The organism is Mesorhizobium sp. ESP-6-2 (genome assembly GCF_020164675.1).
GTDB lineage: Bacteria > Pseudomonadota > Alphaproteobacteria > Rhizobiales > Rhizobiaceae > Mesorhizobium.
On sequence record NZ_JAIUGT010000003.1, the window covers coordinates 424,546 to 440,541 of the forward strand.

Annotated in this window: 21 protein-coding genes; 12 read left to right on the forward strand and 9 right to left on the reverse strand. The window is 62.9% G+C overall.

Annotation, left to right across the window (positions count from 1 at the left end):
- The first annotated feature begins 107 nt into the window (after positions 1-107).
- From LB532_RS11570 to groL, 3 genes are all read left to right on the forward strand, one after another.
- Positions 108-734 (forward strand): TetR/AcrR family transcriptional regulator, encoded by a 627-nt coding sequence (locus tag LB532_RS11570; protein ID WP_181169235.1) that lies wholly within the window; start codon positions 108-110, stop codon positions 732-734.
- Positions 735-1,127: 393 nt separating this feature from the next.
- Positions 1,128-1,424, forward strand: a complete 297-nt coding sequence (gene groES, locus LB532_RS11575) for a co-chaperone GroES (RefSeq protein WP_006203049.1) — start codon at positions 1,128-1,130, stop codon at positions 1,422-1,424.
- Between the two features lie 69 nt (positions 1,425-1,493).
- Positions 1,494-3,146: a chaperonin GroEL gene (gene groL / locus LB532_RS11580; RefSeq protein WP_140637697.1), complete on the forward strand. Its 1,653-nt coding sequence runs from the start codon at positions 1,494-1,496 to the stop codon at positions 3,144-3,146.
- Between the two features lie 112 nt (positions 3,147-3,258).
- Here groL and LB532_RS11585 read toward each other — a convergent pair whose 3' ends face one another.
- Complete coding sequence (locus LB532_RS11585) at positions 3,259-3,864, reverse strand: TetR/AcrR family transcriptional regulator (RefSeq protein ID WP_140637696.1); 606 nt, start codon at positions 3,862-3,864, stop codon at positions 3,259-3,261.
- A gap of 97 nt (positions 3,865-3,961) precedes the next feature.
- Between LB532_RS11585 and LB532_RS11590 the strand changes: the two genes are divergently transcribed.
- The 4 genes from LB532_RS11590 to LB532_RS11605 all read left to right on the forward strand — a co-directional run bounded on the left by LB532_RS11590 (position 3,962) and on the right by LB532_RS11605 (position 6,239).
- Positions 3,962-4,972, forward strand: coding sequence for a zinc-dependent alcohol dehydrogenase family protein (locus LB532_RS11590; protein ID WP_140637695.1), 1,011 nt, complete (start codon positions 3,962-3,964; stop codon positions 4,970-4,972).
- 37 nt (positions 4,973-5,009) lie between these two features.
- A complete protein-coding gene (locus LB532_RS11595) occupies positions 5,010-5,456 on the forward strand; it encodes an OsmC family protein (protein ID WP_224556800.1) in 447 nt (148 codons plus the stop codon).
- Positions 5,457-5,473: 17 nt separating this feature from the next.
- Positions 5,474-5,854: a nuclear transport factor 2 family protein gene (locus LB532_RS11600; RefSeq protein WP_140637693.1), complete on the forward strand. Its 381-nt coding sequence runs from the start codon at positions 5,474-5,476 to the stop codon at positions 5,852-5,854.
- Between the two features lie 106 nt (positions 5,855-5,960).
- Positions 5,961-6,239: a hypothetical protein gene (locus tag LB532_RS11605; protein ID WP_140637692.1), complete on the forward strand. Its 279-nt coding sequence runs from the start codon at positions 5,961-5,963 to the stop codon at positions 6,237-6,239.
- A 100-nt stretch (positions 6,240-6,339) separates the two neighbouring features.
- On the opposite strand, the gene LB532_RS11610 is transcribed toward LB532_RS11605, so the two are convergent.
- From LB532_RS11610 to LB532_RS11645, 8 genes are all read right to left on the reverse strand, one after another.
- A complete protein-coding gene (locus tag LB532_RS11610) occupies positions 6,340-6,951 on the reverse strand; it encodes a LysE family translocator (RefSeq protein WP_140637691.1) in 612 nt (203 codons plus the stop codon).
- A 75-nt stretch (positions 6,952-7,026) separates the two neighbouring features.
- On the reverse strand, positions 7,027-7,359 hold the full coding sequence (locus tag LB532_RS11615) for a YkgJ family cysteine cluster protein (RefSeq protein WP_140637690.1): 333 nt from the start codon (positions 7,357-7,359) through the stop codon (positions 7,027-7,029).
- Between the two features lie 54 nt (positions 7,360-7,413).
- A complete protein-coding gene (locus LB532_RS11620; RefSeq protein WP_181169234.1) occupies positions 7,414-7,578 on the reverse strand; it encodes a hypothetical protein in 165 nt (54 codons plus the stop codon).
- 1 nt (position 7,579) lies between these two features.
- Positions 7,580-7,987, reverse strand: a complete 408-nt coding sequence (locus tag LB532_RS11625) for a hypothetical protein (protein ID WP_140637689.1) — start codon at positions 7,985-7,987, stop codon at positions 7,580-7,582.
- Positions 7,987-8,214, reverse strand: a complete 228-nt coding sequence (locus LB532_RS11630; protein WP_140637688.1) for a hypothetical protein — start codon at positions 8,212-8,214, stop codon at positions 7,987-7,989. The genes LB532_RS11625 and LB532_RS11630 overlap by 1 nt, the downstream gene beginning before the upstream one ends.
- A gap of 334 nt (positions 8,215-8,548) precedes the next feature.
- Positions 8,549-8,758 (reverse strand): cold-shock protein, encoded by a 210-nt coding sequence (locus tag LB532_RS11635; RefSeq protein WP_010915421.1) that lies wholly within the window; start codon positions 8,756-8,758, stop codon positions 8,549-8,551.
- Between the two features lie 493 nt (positions 8,759-9,251).
- Positions 9,252-10,385: a metallophosphoesterase gene (locus LB532_RS11640; RefSeq protein ID WP_140637687.1), complete on the reverse strand. Its 1,134-nt coding sequence runs from the start codon at positions 10,383-10,385 to the stop codon at positions 9,252-9,254.
- 109 nt (positions 10,386-10,494) lie between these two features.
- Positions 10,495-11,160: a TetR/AcrR family transcriptional regulator gene (locus LB532_RS11645; RefSeq protein WP_140637686.1), complete on the reverse strand. Its 666-nt coding sequence runs from the start codon at positions 11,158-11,160 to the stop codon at positions 10,495-10,497.
- Positions 11,161-11,279: 119 nt separating this feature from the next.
- On the opposite strand from LB532_RS11645, the gene LB532_RS11650 reads away from it, so the two are divergent.
- The 5 genes from LB532_RS11650 to LB532_RS11670 all read left to right on the forward strand — a co-directional run bounded on the left by LB532_RS11650 (position 11,280) and on the right by LB532_RS11670 (position 15,752).
- The gene (locus LB532_RS11650; RefSeq protein WP_140637685.1) at positions 11,280-12,062 is read left to right on the forward strand and encodes an NIPSNAP family protein; all 783 of its coding nucleotides are present in this window, start codon (positions 11,280-11,282) and stop codon (positions 12,060-12,062) included.
- Between the two features lie 220 nt (positions 12,063-12,282).
- Positions 12,283-13,056, forward strand: a complete 774-nt coding sequence (locus LB532_RS11655) for an SDR family NAD(P)-dependent oxidoreductase (RefSeq protein ID WP_140637684.1) — start codon at positions 12,283-12,285, stop codon at positions 13,054-13,056.
- Positions 13,057-13,198: 142 nt separating this feature from the next.
- Positions 13,199-14,596, forward strand: a complete 1,398-nt coding sequence (gene fumC / locus LB532_RS11660; RefSeq protein ID WP_140549217.1) for a class II fumarate hydratase — start codon at positions 13,199-13,201, stop codon at positions 14,594-14,596.
- A 178-nt stretch (positions 14,597-14,774) separates the two neighbouring features.
- Complete coding sequence (locus tag LB532_RS11665; protein ID WP_140637683.1) at positions 14,775-15,197, forward strand: DoxX family protein; 423 nt, start codon at positions 14,775-14,777, stop codon at positions 15,195-15,197.
- A 150-nt stretch (positions 15,198-15,347) separates the two neighbouring features.
- A complete protein-coding gene (locus LB532_RS11670) occupies positions 15,348-15,752 on the forward strand; it encodes a DoxX family protein (protein ID WP_140637682.1) in 405 nt (134 codons plus the stop codon).
- Positions 15,753-15,996: the final 244 nt, after the last annotated feature.

Below are 15,996 nucleotides of genomic sequence, written 5' to 3' on the forward strand. Positions count from 1 at the left end.
TTGCAGCGCGATAAAAAAACTGACAACTTGTCAGCATTCACGAAACTGATACTTGATCATGTTTCTTGTCAACCGGGAATTTGCAGCTCTCGCGAGAGATTGGGCGCATGGCGGAAGCAAGACGGATGGCGACGGCGCCGAGGCGCAGGCCCAAGCAGGAGCGGAGCCGCGAACGCATTGACGCGATCCTTTCGACGACCATGCGGTTGATCGGCGAAAAAGGCATCGACGCGGTGACGATGAAGGAAGTGGGCGCACTGGCGGGCGGACCGATCGCCACCGTCTACCATTATTTTCCCAACAAATCGGCGATCCTGGCTATGCTCTATGAGCGCTTCTCGGAAGAAAGCCGCGCACGCTTCGGTGTGATCATCACAGAAATAAGCGGGCTTGAGGACGTAACGGCTGCCGCGGACCGCATGCTCGAGGACTATTACCAGCGCGTGGCCGACGACCCGGCCATCCAGGATCTGCAGAACGCGATCCAGGCCGACAAGGCGCTGCAGAACCTCGACATCGCAGAGACAAGGCACCAGGCCAAGATGTTCTGCGACCACGTCGCTCCGATGCTGCGGCCCGACCGGCGCGAAGACTTCGCGCGCGTGGTGTTCCTGATCTTCCAGCTTGCCGGCGGCGTCGTGCGGCTGGCGCTGACGCAGGACGAGAAGGAAGGCCGGCGCACGATCGACGACTACAGGTCCATCATCCACACGCAGCTGAGATTGTTTCTGTAGTTTCGGCGGCGGCTTTCGTGCCCCTCTCTCCCCTGACATCGACACGTCTTGCGTATCGAAGTGTCGGGCGGCAGGATCTCTGACCGGTAGCGGCAGAGCACCCCTCCGCGCCTTGTTTCGCCATCGATTGCTGGTGGAACCGGCGCATTTCGCATGAAAGGCCGGCGGCAACTGGCACGTTCTGCGAGCGGGCTTTCGCGGAAAACAAAATTTCGCGCCGCTGCCCGCTCGCGCGCGCCTTGACTCTCGCCGGCCAGCAGCCTATTTCACCGCCACGTTAGCACTCGCCCTTGGTGAGTGCTAACCACAGGTCCGCTACCCCGGGCTTTGTAGATTGTCCGGCTTCGCCGGACGGAGGAACTGTTTCTCACCGTTCTCATCGAGGAAGAAAACATGGCAAAGTCGAAGTTCCGCCCGCTTCATGACCGCGTGGTCGTACGCCGGGTCGAATCCGAATCCAAGACCGCCGGCGGGATCATCATCCCAGACACGGCGAAGGAAAAGCCGCAGGAAGGCGAGATCATCGCCGTCGGCTCCGGCGCCCGCGACGAAGCTGGCAAGCTCGTGCCCCTGGACGTCAAGGCTGGCGACCGCATTCTGTTCGGCAAGTGGTCGGGCACCGAAGTCAAGCTCAATGGCGAAGACCTTCTGATCATGAAGGAATCCGACATCATGGGCATCATCGGCTGAATATCGGCCTTTCCATCAACTGAATCTTAAATCTTCGGGCTCGATCCGAGCCCCTGCCAGGAGTTGAACATGGCTGCCAAAGACGTAAAATTCTCCCGCGACGCCCGTGAGCGCATGCTGCGCGGCGTCAATATCCTCGCCGACGCGGTGAAGGTCACGCTCGGCCCCAAGGGCCGCAACGTCGTCATCGACAAGTCGTTCGGCGCACCGCGCATCACCAAGGACGGCGTCACCGTCGCCAAGGAAATCGAGCTTGAGGACAAGTTCGAGAACATGGGCGCGCAGATGGTCCGCGAAGTCGCTTCGAAGACCAACGACATCGCCGGCGACGGCACCACGACCGCGACCGTTCTGGCGCAGTCGATCGTCCAGGAAGGCCACAAGGCGGTTGCCGCCGGCATGAACCCGATGGACCTGAAGCGCGGCATCGACCTGGCCGTGACCGAAGTGGTCGCAGCTCTCGGCAAGGCCGCCAAGAAGATCAAGACCTCCGAGGAAGTCGCCCAGGTCGGCACGATCTCGGCCAATGGCGACGAGTCGGTCGGCAAGATGATCGCGGAAGCGATGCAGAAGGTCGGCAACGAAGGCGTCATCACCGTCGAGGAAGCCAAGACCGCCGAGACCGAACTCGAGGTCGTCGAAGGCATGCAGTTCGATCGCGGCTATCTCTCGCCCTACTTCGTCACCAACCCCGACAAGATGGTTGCCGATCTCGAGGACGCCTACATCCTGCTCCACGAGAAGAAGCTCTCCAACCTGCAGGCGATGCTGCCGGTCCTGGAAGCGGTCGTGCAGACCTCCAAGCCGCTGCTCATCATCTCGGAAGACGTCGAAGGCGAGGCCCTGGCCACGCTGGTCGTCAACAAGCTGCGCGGTGGCCTGAAGATCGCCGCCGTCAAGGCTCCGGGCTTCGGTGACCGTCGCAAGGCCATGCTGGAAGACATCGCCATCCTGACCGGTGGCCAGGTCATCTCCGAAGACCTCGGCATCAAGCTCGAGAATGTCGGCCTCAACATGCTCGGCCGCGCCAAGAAGGTGTCGATCTCGAAGGAGAACACCACCATCGTCGACGGCGCCGGCAAGAAGGCAGAGATCCAGGGCCGCGTTGCCCAGATCAAGCAGCAGATCGAGGAGACCACCTCGGACTACGACAAGGAGAAGCTGCAGGAACGTCTGGCCAAGCTTGCCGGCGGTGTTGCCGTGATCCGCGTCGGCGGTGCGACCGAAGTGGAAGTGAAGGAAAAGAAGGACCGCGTCGATGACGCCCTCAACGCGACCCGCGCGGCCGTGGAAGAAGGCATCGTTGCCGGCGGTGGCGTGGCCCTGCTGCGCGCTTCGGGCAACCTCAAGGCCACCGGCGTCAACTCCGACCAGGCGGCCGGCATCAACATCGTTCGCCGCGCACTGCAGGCTCCGGCCCGTCAGATCGCTGCCAACGCCGGTGCGGAAGCATCGATCGTTGCTGGCAAGATCCTTGAGAACAAGGGCGCGACCTTCGGCTACAATGCCCAGACCGGCGACTATGGCGACATGATCGCCATGGGCATCGTCGACCCGGTCAAGGTCGTGCGCACGGCTCTCCAGGACGCGGCTTCGGTCGCCGGCCTGCTGGTCACCACCGAGGCCATGATCGCCGAGGCTCCGAAGAAAGAGTCGGCTGGTGGCATGCCTGGCGGTATGCCCGGCGGCGGCATGGGTGGCATGGGCGGCATGGATTTCTAATCCAGCCCACATCGCAGGACTTACGGAAAGGGCGGCCGACAGGTCGCCCTTTTCTTTTCGAGATGATGCAGGAGCCGAAAGGCTCGACCATCGCTTACCGAGACATTGAGCCTCAGATAATGTCCGCGCGTGGGCGCGCTTCACCGGCCAGCACCGCGGTTTCGATCAGCGCCGCAACCTCGTCGGCCACCGCCAGCAGCGGCGCACGATCGCGGGTGGCGCGGGCGATCACCATCAGCCCCTCCAGCGAGGATTCGACCAGAAGCGCCAGAGCGTGCGCGCGGCGCTCCGGCACCCCTGCCCTGACGAAGGCGTCCCGCAGCAGGCCGATCCATTGCTCGAAGGCCGAGCGGCACAGTTCCGCCAGCTCCGGGACATCGGTCGGCGAGTCCAGCACGACGGGCGCGATCGGGCAGCCGAGCGAGAATTCGTTGTCCTCCAGCATGCGAGCGACCGACTGGTAAATGTGGTGGACGGCAACCGCCGGGTCGCTTTCCGCCGCCAGCTCGGCGCCAAGCCTCTCAGTCACCTCGGCCACGCTGGCGCGCGTCACTTCGACGACCAGTTGATCCTTGCCACCGGGAAAGTGAAAATAGAGCGAGCCGCGCGGGGCGCCGCTGGCGCTCAGTATGTCATTGAGCGAAGTACCGTGATAGCCGCGCCGCCTGAGCAGCAATCCGGTCGTTTCGAGTATGCGGGCTCTCGTATCGTTCGCCATGTCAACCCCTGTCAGGAGGAATCATTATAAGCCTTGTCAGGAATATGACAATCGGTCTATATATTATGTAGATCAGTCTATATAATCGAGAACCGGAATGCGCAGCTATCGTCTTGAAGGTTTGGGCGGAACCGAATGTCTGGTGATGCGGGAAGGGGTACGGCCGGAGCCAAGGCCTCAGGAGATCGTGGTGCGGGTGCGCGCCACCTCGCTCAACCGACGCGACACGATGATCCTCAATGGCACCTACCCCTTGACGCCACGCCGCGGGATCGTTCCGCTCAGCGACGGCGCCGGCGAGGTCGTCGCCATCGGCGATGATGTCACACGCTTTGCGGTCGGCGACCGCGTCACCGGCAGCTATTTCGCCCGCTGGATTGATGGCCGCATCAATGCCGGACTGATCGACCAGTTGGGCTGCACGCTGGATGGCATGCTCGGCGAATACGCCGTACTTGACGAACAATGGGCGGTGCGACTTCCCGAGCATCTCGACTGGCGCGAGGCGGCAACGCTGAGCTGCGCCGGCCTGACAGCCTGGAACGCATTGACCGGGGCGGAGATTCCCAAGCCCGGCCAATGGGTTCTGGTCATCGGCTCGGGCGGCGTCTCGCTGTTCGCGTTGCAATTCGCCAAGCTGCTCGGCTGCCGCGTCGTCGCCGTCACCTCTCGCGCCGAGAAGGCCGGCAGGCTACGGGCGATGGGGGCCGACCTCGTCGTCTCCTCGACCGACATGCCGGAATGGGGGGCGATGGTGCGTGGCGAGACCGGCGGTGTCGACCTTGCCATCGAAACCGGCGGCCCGCCGACCTTCGCGCAGTCGATGATCGCCAGCGCGCTTTACGGGCGCATCGTGCTGCTCACCATTCAGGACGCGAAGGGTGCAACGGTGCAGATCCCGGGCGCCATCTATCAGCGCAGCCTCGCCACCATCAGCCGCCTGTTCGTTGGCAGCCGCGCGAACCTGGAAACGATGCTCAACGCCATCTCGGCGCACCGGTTGAGGCCGGTCATCGACAAGGTCTTCCCCTTCGCCGAGGCCCGCGACGCCTACCGCTATTTCCAGCAAGGCGACGTGTTCGGGAAGGTCGTCATCGACGGAGCCTGATCTTTCAACATCGATCGAACCTGAAGGAAGAACAGCAATGACAATTCGTGAAGCTTCGGCCGAGTGGCAAGGCACGCTGAGGGAAGGTTCAGGCCGGCTGCGGCTCGGCAGCGGTGTGTTCGAGGGCGCCTATTCCTTTCCGTCGCGTTTCGAGAACGGCCCCGGCACCAACCCGGAAGAACTGATCGCGGCCGCGCATGCCGGCTGCTTCTCGATGGCACTGACCTTCATCCTCGGCCAGGGAGGTCATGTGCCCCGGGACATCCGCACCATCGTCAGGGTGCACCTCGGAGCGACGGCGGCCGGGCCGACCATCACCCGCATCGACCTTGAAACGGCGGTGGAGGTCGCGGGGCTCGCCGAAGACCAGTTCGAGCGCCTTGCCCAGTCCGCCAAGGCGAGTTGTCTCGTCTCGCGCGCGCTGGCCGGCGTGGCCCAGATCAACCTCAAGGCGACCCTCGTGGGTACCGTCGCGCAACAATGAATCAGGAGAAGCACGAGATGAGACAGGACAGCATCATGGACAGCCATCCAGACTCGCGGCGGACAGCCGAGATCATGCGGCGCTTCAACGACGTGTTCCAGTTGCACGATCCGTCGGCGCTGGCCGAGCTGGTGGGCGAGGACTGCGTGATTGAAAACACCGTGCCGGCACCGGACGGTGCGCGCCATGCCGGCAAGGCGGCCTGTGTCGGGCTATGGGCGGCGATCGCGACCCAGCCCGGCACGCGCTTCGACATCGAGGAGACCTTCGTCGCCGGCGAGCGGGCGACGATCCGCTGGCGCTACTGGATGGCGGGCGGCAATTCGCTGCGCGGCGTCAATCTGATGCGCGTCGAGGGCGGGCGGATCGTCGAGGCGATGGGTTACGTCAAGGGATAGGCCGACTTCACCATATGAGTTACTCCTAATACACATCGGTTCGTGCTAGGAATTGAGTCCGACCGCCATTCGACGATCGAGAAAGACCATAGGGAGGACTAATGTCATGAACATCAGAACCGCCTGCTTTGGAGCACTCGCGTTGACCGTTCTCAGCGGCACGGCACTTGCCGGGGCGCTCGACTCGCCCAAGATGATGGAACCGTTCTTCACCGATGCGAGCATGAAGACGATGAAATCCGACGCCGAGATGAAGGCCGCCTGGGCAAAAATGTCCAAGGACGACCAGGCCATGATGATGAAGGACTGTCAGGATGCGGCGATGAGCAAGCCGTATGCCCCGTTCTGCGAAAAATTGAAGGCGCTCGGCGGCGCGAACAAATGATTGCCGGCTAGTCCGGAGTGGAAGAACAAAAGAAGGCGAGCCAAGGCTCGCCTTCTCATTGCTTAGCATCGATTTCGTGACAAGGTGAGGCGAACGAATTCTACCTGTCCGCCAGCGCAAGCTTGGCGCCGAGCATGACGAAAGCGCCGGCGAAGGTGCGGCGCATCCAGGTCAGTACCCTCGGCCGCGACGCGACATGGCTGCGGATCGAGGCGGCGAAGATGCCATAGCCGACGAAGATGACGAAGGTCAAAAGCATGAAGACGCTGCTCAGTTCCAGCATCTTCGACAGCGCGTGCGGCTCGGTCGTGCTGACGAACTGCGGCAGGAAGGCAAAGAAGAAGATCGACAGCTTCGGGTTGAGCACATTGACGAGGATGCCTCTCGCAATCACCTTGCCGGTGGAGCGCGGCGCGACATTGTCCTCGACGCTCAGACCACCCCTCTCCTTCAGCGTGTTCCAGGCCATGTAAAGGAGGTAGGCGACGCCCAGATATTTCAGCGTCTCGAAGGCGAGCGCGCTGGTGTGCAGGAGCGCGGCGAGGCCGGTGATGGCGGCAGCCATATGCGGGATGATGCCGAGCGTGCAGCCGAAAGCGGCGACGATTGAGGCGCGGGCGCCGCGGGAAAGCCCGGCGCTCAGCGTGTAGAGGACGCCGGTGCCGGGCGAAGCCACCACGATCAGCGACGTCAACAAGAATTCGATGCTCACGATTTGATCCTCCGCTGTGCTGCCCGCAGCAGCGTAGCAGCGAAATCCCCGCACACAAGCCGCGGCGCCGTCAGATCAGAGGACAGGCAGCCCGTGTGCCCGACGCGCCATCAGGCAATCCTCGTCGCCGGGCATGCAGGCGCGGCAGACATCCGGGCGAAGCTGGTAGATGCCGCAAGCGGTTGCCTTGCCGACTTCCCCACAGAGGGCCGAACAGCGCGCGCCCTCGCAGCGCATACCCGACAGATCGGCCGCGACATACTTGTCCGGGATACGGTCGAGCTGCGCGTCATCCTCGGTGGAAAAGCGCGGCCACTCGGCCGAGTAGGAACAACAGGCGCCGCAGCTCTGGCAATCGAATGCCGGGACGGTGCCTCGTTGGGGCGATGAAAGGCTTGCCGCGGTCACCGACGAGAACGGTCCCTGCACAGCAGATTGCGGTCGGCGTCTTGCGGCAAGGCGCTATTTCTTCTTGCCTGCCTTGCGCGACGGCGCCTCGGCCGGCGACTTGAATAGATCGGTCGCGGCCTCGACAGCTGCATCGGCCTTCGGCGCGGCACCCGGCTTGACCGGCTTTGCAGCGGCCGGTGCCGCCGGGTGGTCCTTGGCGGAGAATTTTATGGCCATCTCAGTCCTCGTCGGCGAAGCGCGATGAGGGTGCGCGCGGATTGCGCAAACGGCCAATCAGAGCCGAAACCGCCGTTATGTTCATTTCCTCAGGCGACCAGTTCCTCGCCTCCGCGATGTGATGCGGCGCCAGTTCGCGATGCGTGCTGCCGCTGTAGGCGGCGTCCTGATGGGTCACCGGCTCACGGGTCTTGGCGTCTTGGCGGACATATTCGATCAAATAGTTCGGGCACTCGGCACGGCCGCGCACGCCGACGCGCACCTGTGCATCGCCATGGGCGCGCTTGCAGCGTTCGAGTTTTTCCAGCACACGCCGGACATATTCGACTGGCTTGTCCAATGTTTCGACCATGTCGGCGATGGTCGCATCAGCGGCGATGGGTGTCGCCGGCACACGCTTCGTCGCCATCAGCGTCTTCCGGCCCGTTTCGGCAACGCCGCCAGTGCGGCCGCCGCAGCCATTTCATCAGCTTCTTTTTCCAGGCGCAGTTCGCGCAAGCGCGCGGTCTTGGCTTCACGCGCCTCGGTGACGGCATCGCGTTCGGAAATGATGCGGTTGAGCGACATCGACTGGGTTTGCGTCTTGCTGAACAAGGGCGCTGCCTGATCAGCAGCTGTCTTCGAGTTGGCGGTCAAAATCTTTCTCCTGTCAGGAGTCTTATGCCAATAGGGCAAGACCGGTCTTCAGTCAGGACCCACGCGCAAAAGCATTGGGGCGGCGGATTCAACTTGCTGGAGCGTCCCTTAGCACGTTCAGGCCGACGCGCAGCGCATTTTCGGCGGCGAGACCCACAAAGTGAAAAAGGCCAGGCACCGCCTGACCTTCCATGAGAGCGTCGCGCATCCAGTGGATGCACAGGACGCTCCGGCGCGCAGGGTGCGAAAACTCAGGTTTCCACCGCCATGCGCCCGAATTCGCCATTCACCGGTGCCAGTACATCCGTGGTCACCGGGAAGGCTGAATTCTTTTTCAGGCCGCCTTCAACTGGTCGGCCGACATCTTGCCGGACTTGTTGTCGCGGACCATCTCGTAGCCGAGCTTCTGGCCCTCGACGATGTCACGCATGCCGGCGCGCTCTACGGCCGAGATGTGGACGAAAACGTCGGCAGAGCCGTCGTCAGGCTGAATAAAACCAAAACCCTTGGTGGCGTTGAACCATTTAACTGTGCCGGTGCTCATGACGAACCCTTTCCATGGCAAATACTCGTTCGCCGCCATGCGGATGCATAACGTCGTTTGTCTCGATTTTTTGTGTGGGAAGTTCGTCAAAGGCGCGCTGCAAAACGCGGATAACAAAAGTCGGTCAACAAATATCGACAAAGGTCTTATAAGCTATTTAAACGGCCATGTCAAATTCTTGGCTCACCCGCCGCGACGGTTCACGCCAATCGGGCATTGAACAAAGCGGCCCTAAAAAAATGTGGACGCGCCGGGAGCCATTTCGGTCGAAGCACGTTTCATGGTTGTCGTCAGCAATTCACGAGAGCAATCGAAGGAAAAGCTAACGGCAAAGACGCCCCCCGCACGATAAAAGGTGCGAGGGGCGTTTTCTTTCGGCCCTTACATCCGCGGCGGTCATCATCGGCGGCATCTCGTAGCGGAGGCCGAGGCCCGAGCGTACTGCCAGGTCGACGTCGGTCAGCGTCCGGGATGAAAAGGCCGCTGCGGGCTTTCATGTCTCGAACGGTTTGCTGAAGGCGTTGGTGAATGTGACCTCGCCGTGATCGTCGTTGGCTTCGCCCAGCACGACATCCATGCCATCATTGGTGACCCGCGCCAGTGCGAACCCGCCCATATAGGCTGCCTTTGGTTTGAAGAGATCAAGGCCGTCGCGCTGATAGATCATCGGCACCTCGTGCTGATGGCCATGGAAGACGGCAATCACGTTATAGCCCTTCAGAGCCGCAAGCAGTGCCTGACGGTCCGCATCGCTCCACCAATGCGGCGGCCCCTTGCCGTCGTCGTCGAACGCCTTTTTAGCGGGATCCCATCGCTCGGTCGAAAAACTATCCCAGCCATAATGCTGAAACAGGATGACCGGGCGGCCATCCGCCGCATAGGTCGCCAGATCCTGCTTCAGCCAGGGCAGGCTGCTGTCCGCACCATGGCCGGTGTCGCCGGCGAAACGGTGGGTCTGGACAAGATGCAGCCCGCCCCAGTCCCACGCATAGCAGTCGGTCTCGACATCGTAGTCGATGGCAGGTACCGGTGGCTTGAAGAACACGCCGGCACGGTGATTGACTTCGACATAGTCGCGCATTTCGCGCCGGTACCAGTCGACGTGATGCCGCGGGCCGTTCTGGTCGAGGTCATGATTGCCGAGCCCGACATAGACTGGAACATGCACGCGGTCAGGCCCCATGCCTTGCTGGTAACGCTGGCTGAATTGCAGCAATTGCGTGCCTTCGCTCGGCTGGGTGATCTGACCACCGCCATCGTCGGTCATGTCGCCGCCGATGACGAGGCCGAGCGGCGTGCCGATTCGGCTGCCGGCGGAGCGCAGGCCCGTCGGGACGCCGCCGATCTCGAGGGGCCATGTCTTGTCCCCAATGCCGTTCAGAGCCGCCACATTGCGCAGCAAGGCGGCATCGGTCTTGCCTTCCTGCTGGCAATTGGGGCTCAAGCCGCTGGCCATGCGGCAGGCATGGACATCGGCGATGAACAGGAAGGTGGCGTCGACAGGCTGAATGCGCTGCCCGGTCTGGCCGAGCGCCGGGCGTGGAAGCGCAAGGGCCGTGGCAAGACCGGCGGCACGCGCCAGGAAACGGCGTCGTGATACCGATTTTGGTGAGAAGCGCTTCATCATGGGTTGAAGTTCAGCACGGACACCGGTCAGCAGTAAAGTTCAGCGCCCGGTCCACGGCTACCCTCCCCCAGAACCGAACTGAGTTGTAGGATCGTTCCCGCCCTCGGCATCAAAGGTTTCCCGGTGGCAGCAATATCCTGCGACGCCGCCTCGTTGCAGCCACCGGCGAAGCTTGGGCGACATTCTGCTCCAGCCCCGCCAGGCAATCGCGCAACATGCCGGCATCCTGCGCCGTCTTGGCCATCGACATCGCGCCGGAATAGGCCGCGACGGCCAGGGCGGCGAAACGCTGCGGGTCGGTGTCCTGCTCCCTGCCCGCCTGCTGATCGGCCCGGACCTTGTCGGCGATCGCCTGGCGCCAGCCGGCAAAAATGCCGGCGAGGGCGGCGCGCAATTCGGCATCGGCGAGCGACAGTTCATGCGCAAGGTTGTTGAGCGGGCAGCCGCGCACGAAGCCTTGCCGCTCAAGTTCCGCCGCCACGGCTTCGAAGGCTGCACGCACGCCTTCGCGCGCCGAAGCCGCCGCCCGCAAAGGCGCCATCCATGTCTCTTCGACCGCCGCGGCCACACGCTCTTCGATCACTGCCAGCGCCAACGCCTTCTTGGTCGGGAAATGATGATGCAATGCGCCGCCGCTGACACCCGCCGCCGCCATCAGATCGCCGAGACTGGAGGCGTGATAGCCGCGTAGCTGAAACCCTTCCTGCGCGGCATCGAGCACTCTGTTGCGCATGCCTTCGGGATCATTGGTGCGCTTCTGGGCATGCCCTGCCATCGCGAATCTCCACCTTCTCCTTCCAGGAGGGAAGAAAAAGAAGCTAGCACATTGACAAAACAGGACAACCGGTCTGTTTTATAAAACAGGATGATCACCCTGTTTTTGGAGACGAGCTTATGAGCCTGCCCCTGAGTGCCCCATCGGAGACCGCAGCGCTCGTCTCCTCGGTCGTCGAACTGCGGCAGTACACGCTGAAGCCCGGCAAGCGCGATACCCTTATCGACCTCTTCGACGGCAAGCTGATCGAAGGCCAGGAAGAGGCCGGGATGACCATCATCGGCCAGTTCCGCGATCTCGATCGCCCCGACATGTTCGTCTGGCTGCGCGGCTTCGAGGACATGGAGGCGCGGAAACGTGCCCTGAGCGCCTTCTATGACGGTCCGGTATGGGCAGCGCACCGCGATGCCGCCAACGCCACGATGATCGATTCCGACGATGTGCTGCTGCTCAAACCTGCGTGGCCCGGGGCTGGCTTCGATCTCTCCGGCGCCTTGTGCGCGGGCTTGGCCGTAGACGAAAGGCCAGGCAGAAGCACGCCGCTGTCAGGCATGGTCGTGATTCGGATTTATCATTTGCGGCCGGGCGCAGAGGCCGCGTTCGCCAGCCGCTTCGAGGCCGAAGCGGCGCCGATGACGGCGTCGCCCGGTGCGCGGCTGCTCGCTGCTTTCGTCACGGAGCATGCGGAAAACAGCTTTCTACGCCTGCCGGTGCGAGCGACTGAGAATGTTTTCATCAGTGTGATGGGTTTTGATGGCGAAGAAACGCACGCCCTGCATGAAACCGCGCTTGCCGCCTCACCTGCATGGCTGGCCTTCTCGCACGCCGTCCGACATGACCTGGCCAGACCGACCGAAATCTTGCGCCTGTCGGCGACATCGCGCTCGCGGCTTTGTTGCTGATCTCCAGTCCGCGCGGAGGCGGCGTCTGATCCGCTATATCTCCCCGGCATCGAGGCGGGCGTAAATTCCCGCTGGCTCCCTGCCCACTTGCGAATGCAAGCGCCGGCAATTGACCCCGACGCCGGCCGCCGCCGAAGTTCATACCATGGGATAGGCAGCCGGCTTGACCTCGACCGCCGATATGCGGTGCTCTCGTCACCAAACAGGCTTGGAGCGTTCAATGAGACTTTCCGGCAAACGCGCGCTGGTGACCGGCGGTTCGGACGGCATCGGCCTTGCCGTAGCGGACGCTTTCTTGCGCGAGGGTGCCGAGGTCCTGATCATCGGGCGCGACATCGGAAAACTCGAGGCGGCCCGCGAAACACTCACGGCTTTCCATCCGAACGGCGCCGTCGAAACGCTGTCGGCCGACCTCGCCACCCGCCCCGGCGTCGCGGCGGTTGTCGAGCTTGTGAAAGAATCCGGCCGGCCGCTCGACATCCTCGTCAACAATGCCGGTGTCGCCTATCTCGTGCCGTTCGAGACTGTCAGCATTGACCAATTCCAGCAATCCTTCGCGCTCAATGTGGCGACGGCGTTCTTCCTCACGCAAGGGCTGTTGCCGCATCTCCCGGTCGGCGCATCGGTGATCAACATCTCCTCCTACTTCGCCAACAAGATGATCCCCAACCGGCCGTCTAGCCTCTATTCCCTGTCGAAGGGCGCACTGAATTCGCTGACCAAGTCACTCGCCTTCGAACTCGGCCCGCGCGGCATCAGGGTCAACGCCATAGCGCCCGGCACCGTCGACACCGCCATGCGGCGCAGGACCGTCGACAATCTGCCGTCGCAGGCAAAGGTTGAGCTCGAGGCCTATGTCGAGCGCAGCTACCCGCTTGGCCGCATCGGCCGCCCCGAGGATCTCGCCGGCATCGCGATCTATCTCGCCAGCGACGAGGCGGCATGGACCAGCGGCGGGATTTTCGCGGTGGATGGCGGATATACGGCGGGGTGAGCGGGACAGCCGATCTCCCCGCGAGCGGAGAGATTGGCTCCGTCTTCAACCGATTTGCATCTTCACCGCCCGCAATCTCCGCTTGATGCGTTTTGTGCAACGCGATACGCCGTTGCCCAAATCGACAGACCGGAGACTTGCCGTGAGCGCTGCAAAGACCAGAACCGAAACCGATACGTTCGGTGCCATCGAGGTCGCCGCCGACCGCTATTGGGGCGCGCAGGCGCAGCGTTCGCTCGGCAATTTCAAGATCGGTTGGGAAAAGCAGCCGGCATCCGTCGTGCGCGCGCTCGGCATCGTCAAGCGGGCGGCGGCGGAAGCCAATATGGAGCTGAAGCGGCTGGATCCGGCGATCGGCAAGGCGATCGTGGAAGCCTCTCAAGAAGTCATCGATGGCAAGCTCAACGACCATTTCCCGCTGGTGGTCTGGCAGACCGGCTCGGGTACGCAGTCCAACATGAACGCCAACGAGGTGATCTCCAACCGGGCAATCGAGATGCTGGGCGGCGTCATGGGCTCCAAGAAGCCGGTGCACCCGAACGACCACGTCAATATGAGCCAGTCGTCGAACGACACCTATCCGACCGCCATGCACATCGCTTGCGCGGAGCGCATCGTGCATGACCTGTTGCCGGCGCTGAAGCACCTGCACAAGGCGCTCGCCGCCAAGAGCAGAGAGTTCAACCATATCATCAAGATCGGCCGCACTCACACGCAGGACGCCACCCCGCTTACGCTGGGCCAGGAATTCTCGGGCTACGCCGCGCAGGTCGCTTCGTCGATCAAGCGCATCGAGCTGACGCTGCCCGGCTTGCAGGAACTGGCGCAGGGCGGCACCGCGGTCGGCACCGGCCTCAACGCGCCCGTCGGCTTCGCCGAGCGGGTGGCCGACCGCATCGCCGCCATCACCGGTATCGCCTTCGTCACCGCCCCGAACAAGTTCGAGGCGTTGGCAGCACATGATTCCATGGTGTTCTCACATGGCGCCATCAACGCCGCTGCCGCCGCGCTGTTCAAGATCGCCAACGACATACGCTTCCTCGGTTCAGGGCCGCGTTCCGGCCTTGGCGAGTTGTCGTTGCCGGAAAACGAGCCGGGTTCCTCGATCATGCCGGGCAAGGTCAACCCGACGCAGTGCGAAGCGATGACCCAGGTCTGCGTGCAGGTGTTCGGCAACAATGCAGCGCTTACCTTCGCCGGCAGCCAGGGCCATTTCGAGCTCAACGTCTATAATCCGCTGATGGCCTACAACTTCCTGCAGTCGGTGCAGTTGCTCGCCGACGCTTCGGTCTCCTTCACCGACAATTGCGTCGTCGGCATCGAGGCGCGGGAAGACAACATCAAGGCGGCCCTCGACCGCTCGCTGATGCTGGTGACGGCGCTTGCGCCCACCATCGGCTACGACAACGCCGCCAAGATCGCCAAGACCGCGCACAAGAACGGCACCACGCTGCGCGAGGAAGCGCTTGCCACCGGGCTGGTCAGCGAAGCCGATTACGACCGGATCGTGCGGCCCGAAGATATGACCCATCCGGGGTGAAGGCACTTTTCGGCGGAGAATATCCTCCCGCCACCGCGTCAACCGGCACGAATTTCCGTTTTTCACCGGTTCACGGAAAACGTATGTCCTGTGAACAATGTGTCGCCAGACAGGCGGCTTTGGTGAACAGTCAGCATGGTCTATCTGAAGGGTGATCAACCCTATTCGGAGAGCCACCATGTCCACCAACACTTCCTTCGCCGGCACCGGCACCGCGTCCAACAGTTCTGTCACCATCCTGCTCGGCCGTATCCTGCTCGCGGTCATTTTCCTGCTTTCCGGTTTCGGCAAGCTCAGCGCCCTTTCCGGCACCGCGGCCTATTTCGGCGGCCTCGGCCTGCCCTTGCCGACCGTGACGGCCATCGTCGTCGGCCTCGTCGAACTGCTCGGCGGTCTGGCCATTCTAGTCGGCTTCCAGACCCGGATTGCCGCCTGGGTGCTGGCGATCTTCACCGTCGCCACGGCCCTGGTCGCCCACACCGGCTGGGCCGACCAGATGCAGATGATCAACTTCATGAAGAACCTGGCGATCGCCGGTGGCTTCCTCGTGCTGGCTTCCTCAGGCGCCGGCGCCTATTCGGTCGACGCCAAGCGCGGCTGAAGCCACCCTGGCAAATAGCTGAACCAAAAGGCGGCGCGGAATTTTCCGCGCCGCCTTTTCGTTGTCGGGATATACCGGTCGGAATTTTCCGCCAGGCGGCAATTCTGCTAGAGCGGAGCCAAGGACTGCCGACGATGGAGGGTAACCAGCATGCCCCGCAATGCGCTGCTTCTGCTTTCCCGGCTGTTGCTGGCCGCCCTGTTCGTCCCGTCCGGCTTTCATGCCTTGAGCGACATTGCCGGCACCGCGGGCTATTTCTCCGGCCTCGGCCTGCCGTTGCCGACGCTCGCCGCCTGGGGAACCGGCTTGTTCGAACTGATCGCCGGATTGCTTATCCTGGTCGGTTTCCAAACCAGGATCGTTGCGCTGTTGCTCGCCGCCTTCTGCATCGTTGCCGGCTTCATCGGCCATTACGGCCAAGGCGGCGACGACGCGATGCTCGCCTTGCTGCATTCGCAGATGCTGATGAAGGACATCGCGATATCGGGCGGTTTCCTGGCGCTGGCGATGGCCGGGGCCGGCGCCTGGTCGGTCGACGGGCGGGCTGCGGTTTGATATCGCCTAAATCCAAGGGCAGGCCCGGAACGAACCAGACATATGCCCCGGGTTGAACTCTCGACGCCCGAGCCAAGTCAACGCCCGAGCCAAGTCGACCCCCACTCCGTCGTGCTGCGCTCGACACTTCTCCCGCGATCGACGGGGGAGAAGAAGGGCGCGAGTTCGCCAATCTTGGCGCCCTTCCTCTCACTCCGGAGGGGCGAGAGGTGGCTTGGCGAAGCCAAGACGGAGTAGGGAAAGC

Coding starts and splice junctions, on each gene's coding strand:
- groL (WP_140637697.1), top strand. CDS start 1,494: ATGGCTGCCAAAGACGTAAAATTCTCCCGCGACGCCCGTGAGCGCATG.
- LB532_RS11640 (WP_140637687.1), bottom strand. CDS start 10,385: ATGATGAAGCGCTTCTCACCAAAATCGGTATCACGACGCCGTTTCCTG.
- LB532_RS11655 (WP_140637684.1), top strand. CDS start 12,283: ATGAGACTTTCCGGCAAACGCGCGCTGGTGACCGGCGGTTCGGACGGC.
- LB532_RS11590 (WP_140637695.1), top strand. CDS start 3,962: ATGCGCAGCTATCGTCTTGAAGGTTTGGGCGGAACCGAATGTCTGGTG.
- LB532_RS11625 (WP_140637689.1), bottom strand. CDS start 7,987: ATGGCGACGAAGCGTGTGCCGGCGACACCCATCGCCGCTGATGCGACC.
- LB532_RS11635 (WP_010915421.1), bottom strand. CDS start 8,758: ATGAGCACCGGCACAGTTAAATGGTTCAACGCCACCAAGGGTTTTGGT.
- LB532_RS11600 (WP_140637693.1), top strand. CDS start 5,474: ATGAGACAGGACAGCATCATGGACAGCCATCCAGACTCGCGGCGGACA.
- LB532_RS11620 (WP_181169234.1), bottom strand. CDS start 7,578: ATGGCCATAAAATTCTCCGCCAAGGACCACCCGGCGGCACCGGCCGCT.
- LB532_RS11605 (WP_140637692.1), top strand. CDS start 5,961: ATGAACATCAGAACCGCCTGCTTTGGAGCACTCGCGTTGACCGTTCTC.
- LB532_RS11570 (WP_181169235.1), top strand. CDS start 108: ATGGCGGAAGCAAGACGGATGGCGACGGCGCCGAGGCGCAGGCCCAAG.
- LB532_RS11665 (WP_140637683.1), top strand. CDS start 14,775: ATGTCCACCAACACTTCCTTCGCCGGCACCGGCACCGCGTCCAACAGT.
- LB532_RS11650 (WP_140637685.1), top strand. CDS start 11,280: ATGAGCCTGCCCCTGAGTGCCCCATCGGAGACCGCAGCGCTCGTCTCC.
- LB532_RS11595 (WP_224556800.1), top strand. CDS start 5,010: ATGACAATTCGTGAAGCTTCGGCCGAGTGGCAAGGCACGCTGAGGGAA.
- LB532_RS11645 (WP_140637686.1), bottom strand. CDS start 11,160: ATGGCAGGGCATGCCCAGAAGCGCACCAATGATCCCGAAGGCATGCGC.
- LB532_RS11670 (WP_140637682.1), top strand. CDS start 15,348: ATGCCCCGCAATGCGCTGCTTCTGCTTTCCCGGCTGTTGCTGGCCGCC.
- groES (WP_006203049.1), top strand. CDS start 1,128: ATGGCAAAGTCGAAGTTCCGCCCGCTTCATGACCGCGTGGTCGTACGC.
- LB532_RS11585 (WP_140637696.1), bottom strand. CDS start 3,864: ATGGCGAACGATACGAGAGCCCGCATACTCGAAACGACCGGATTGCTG.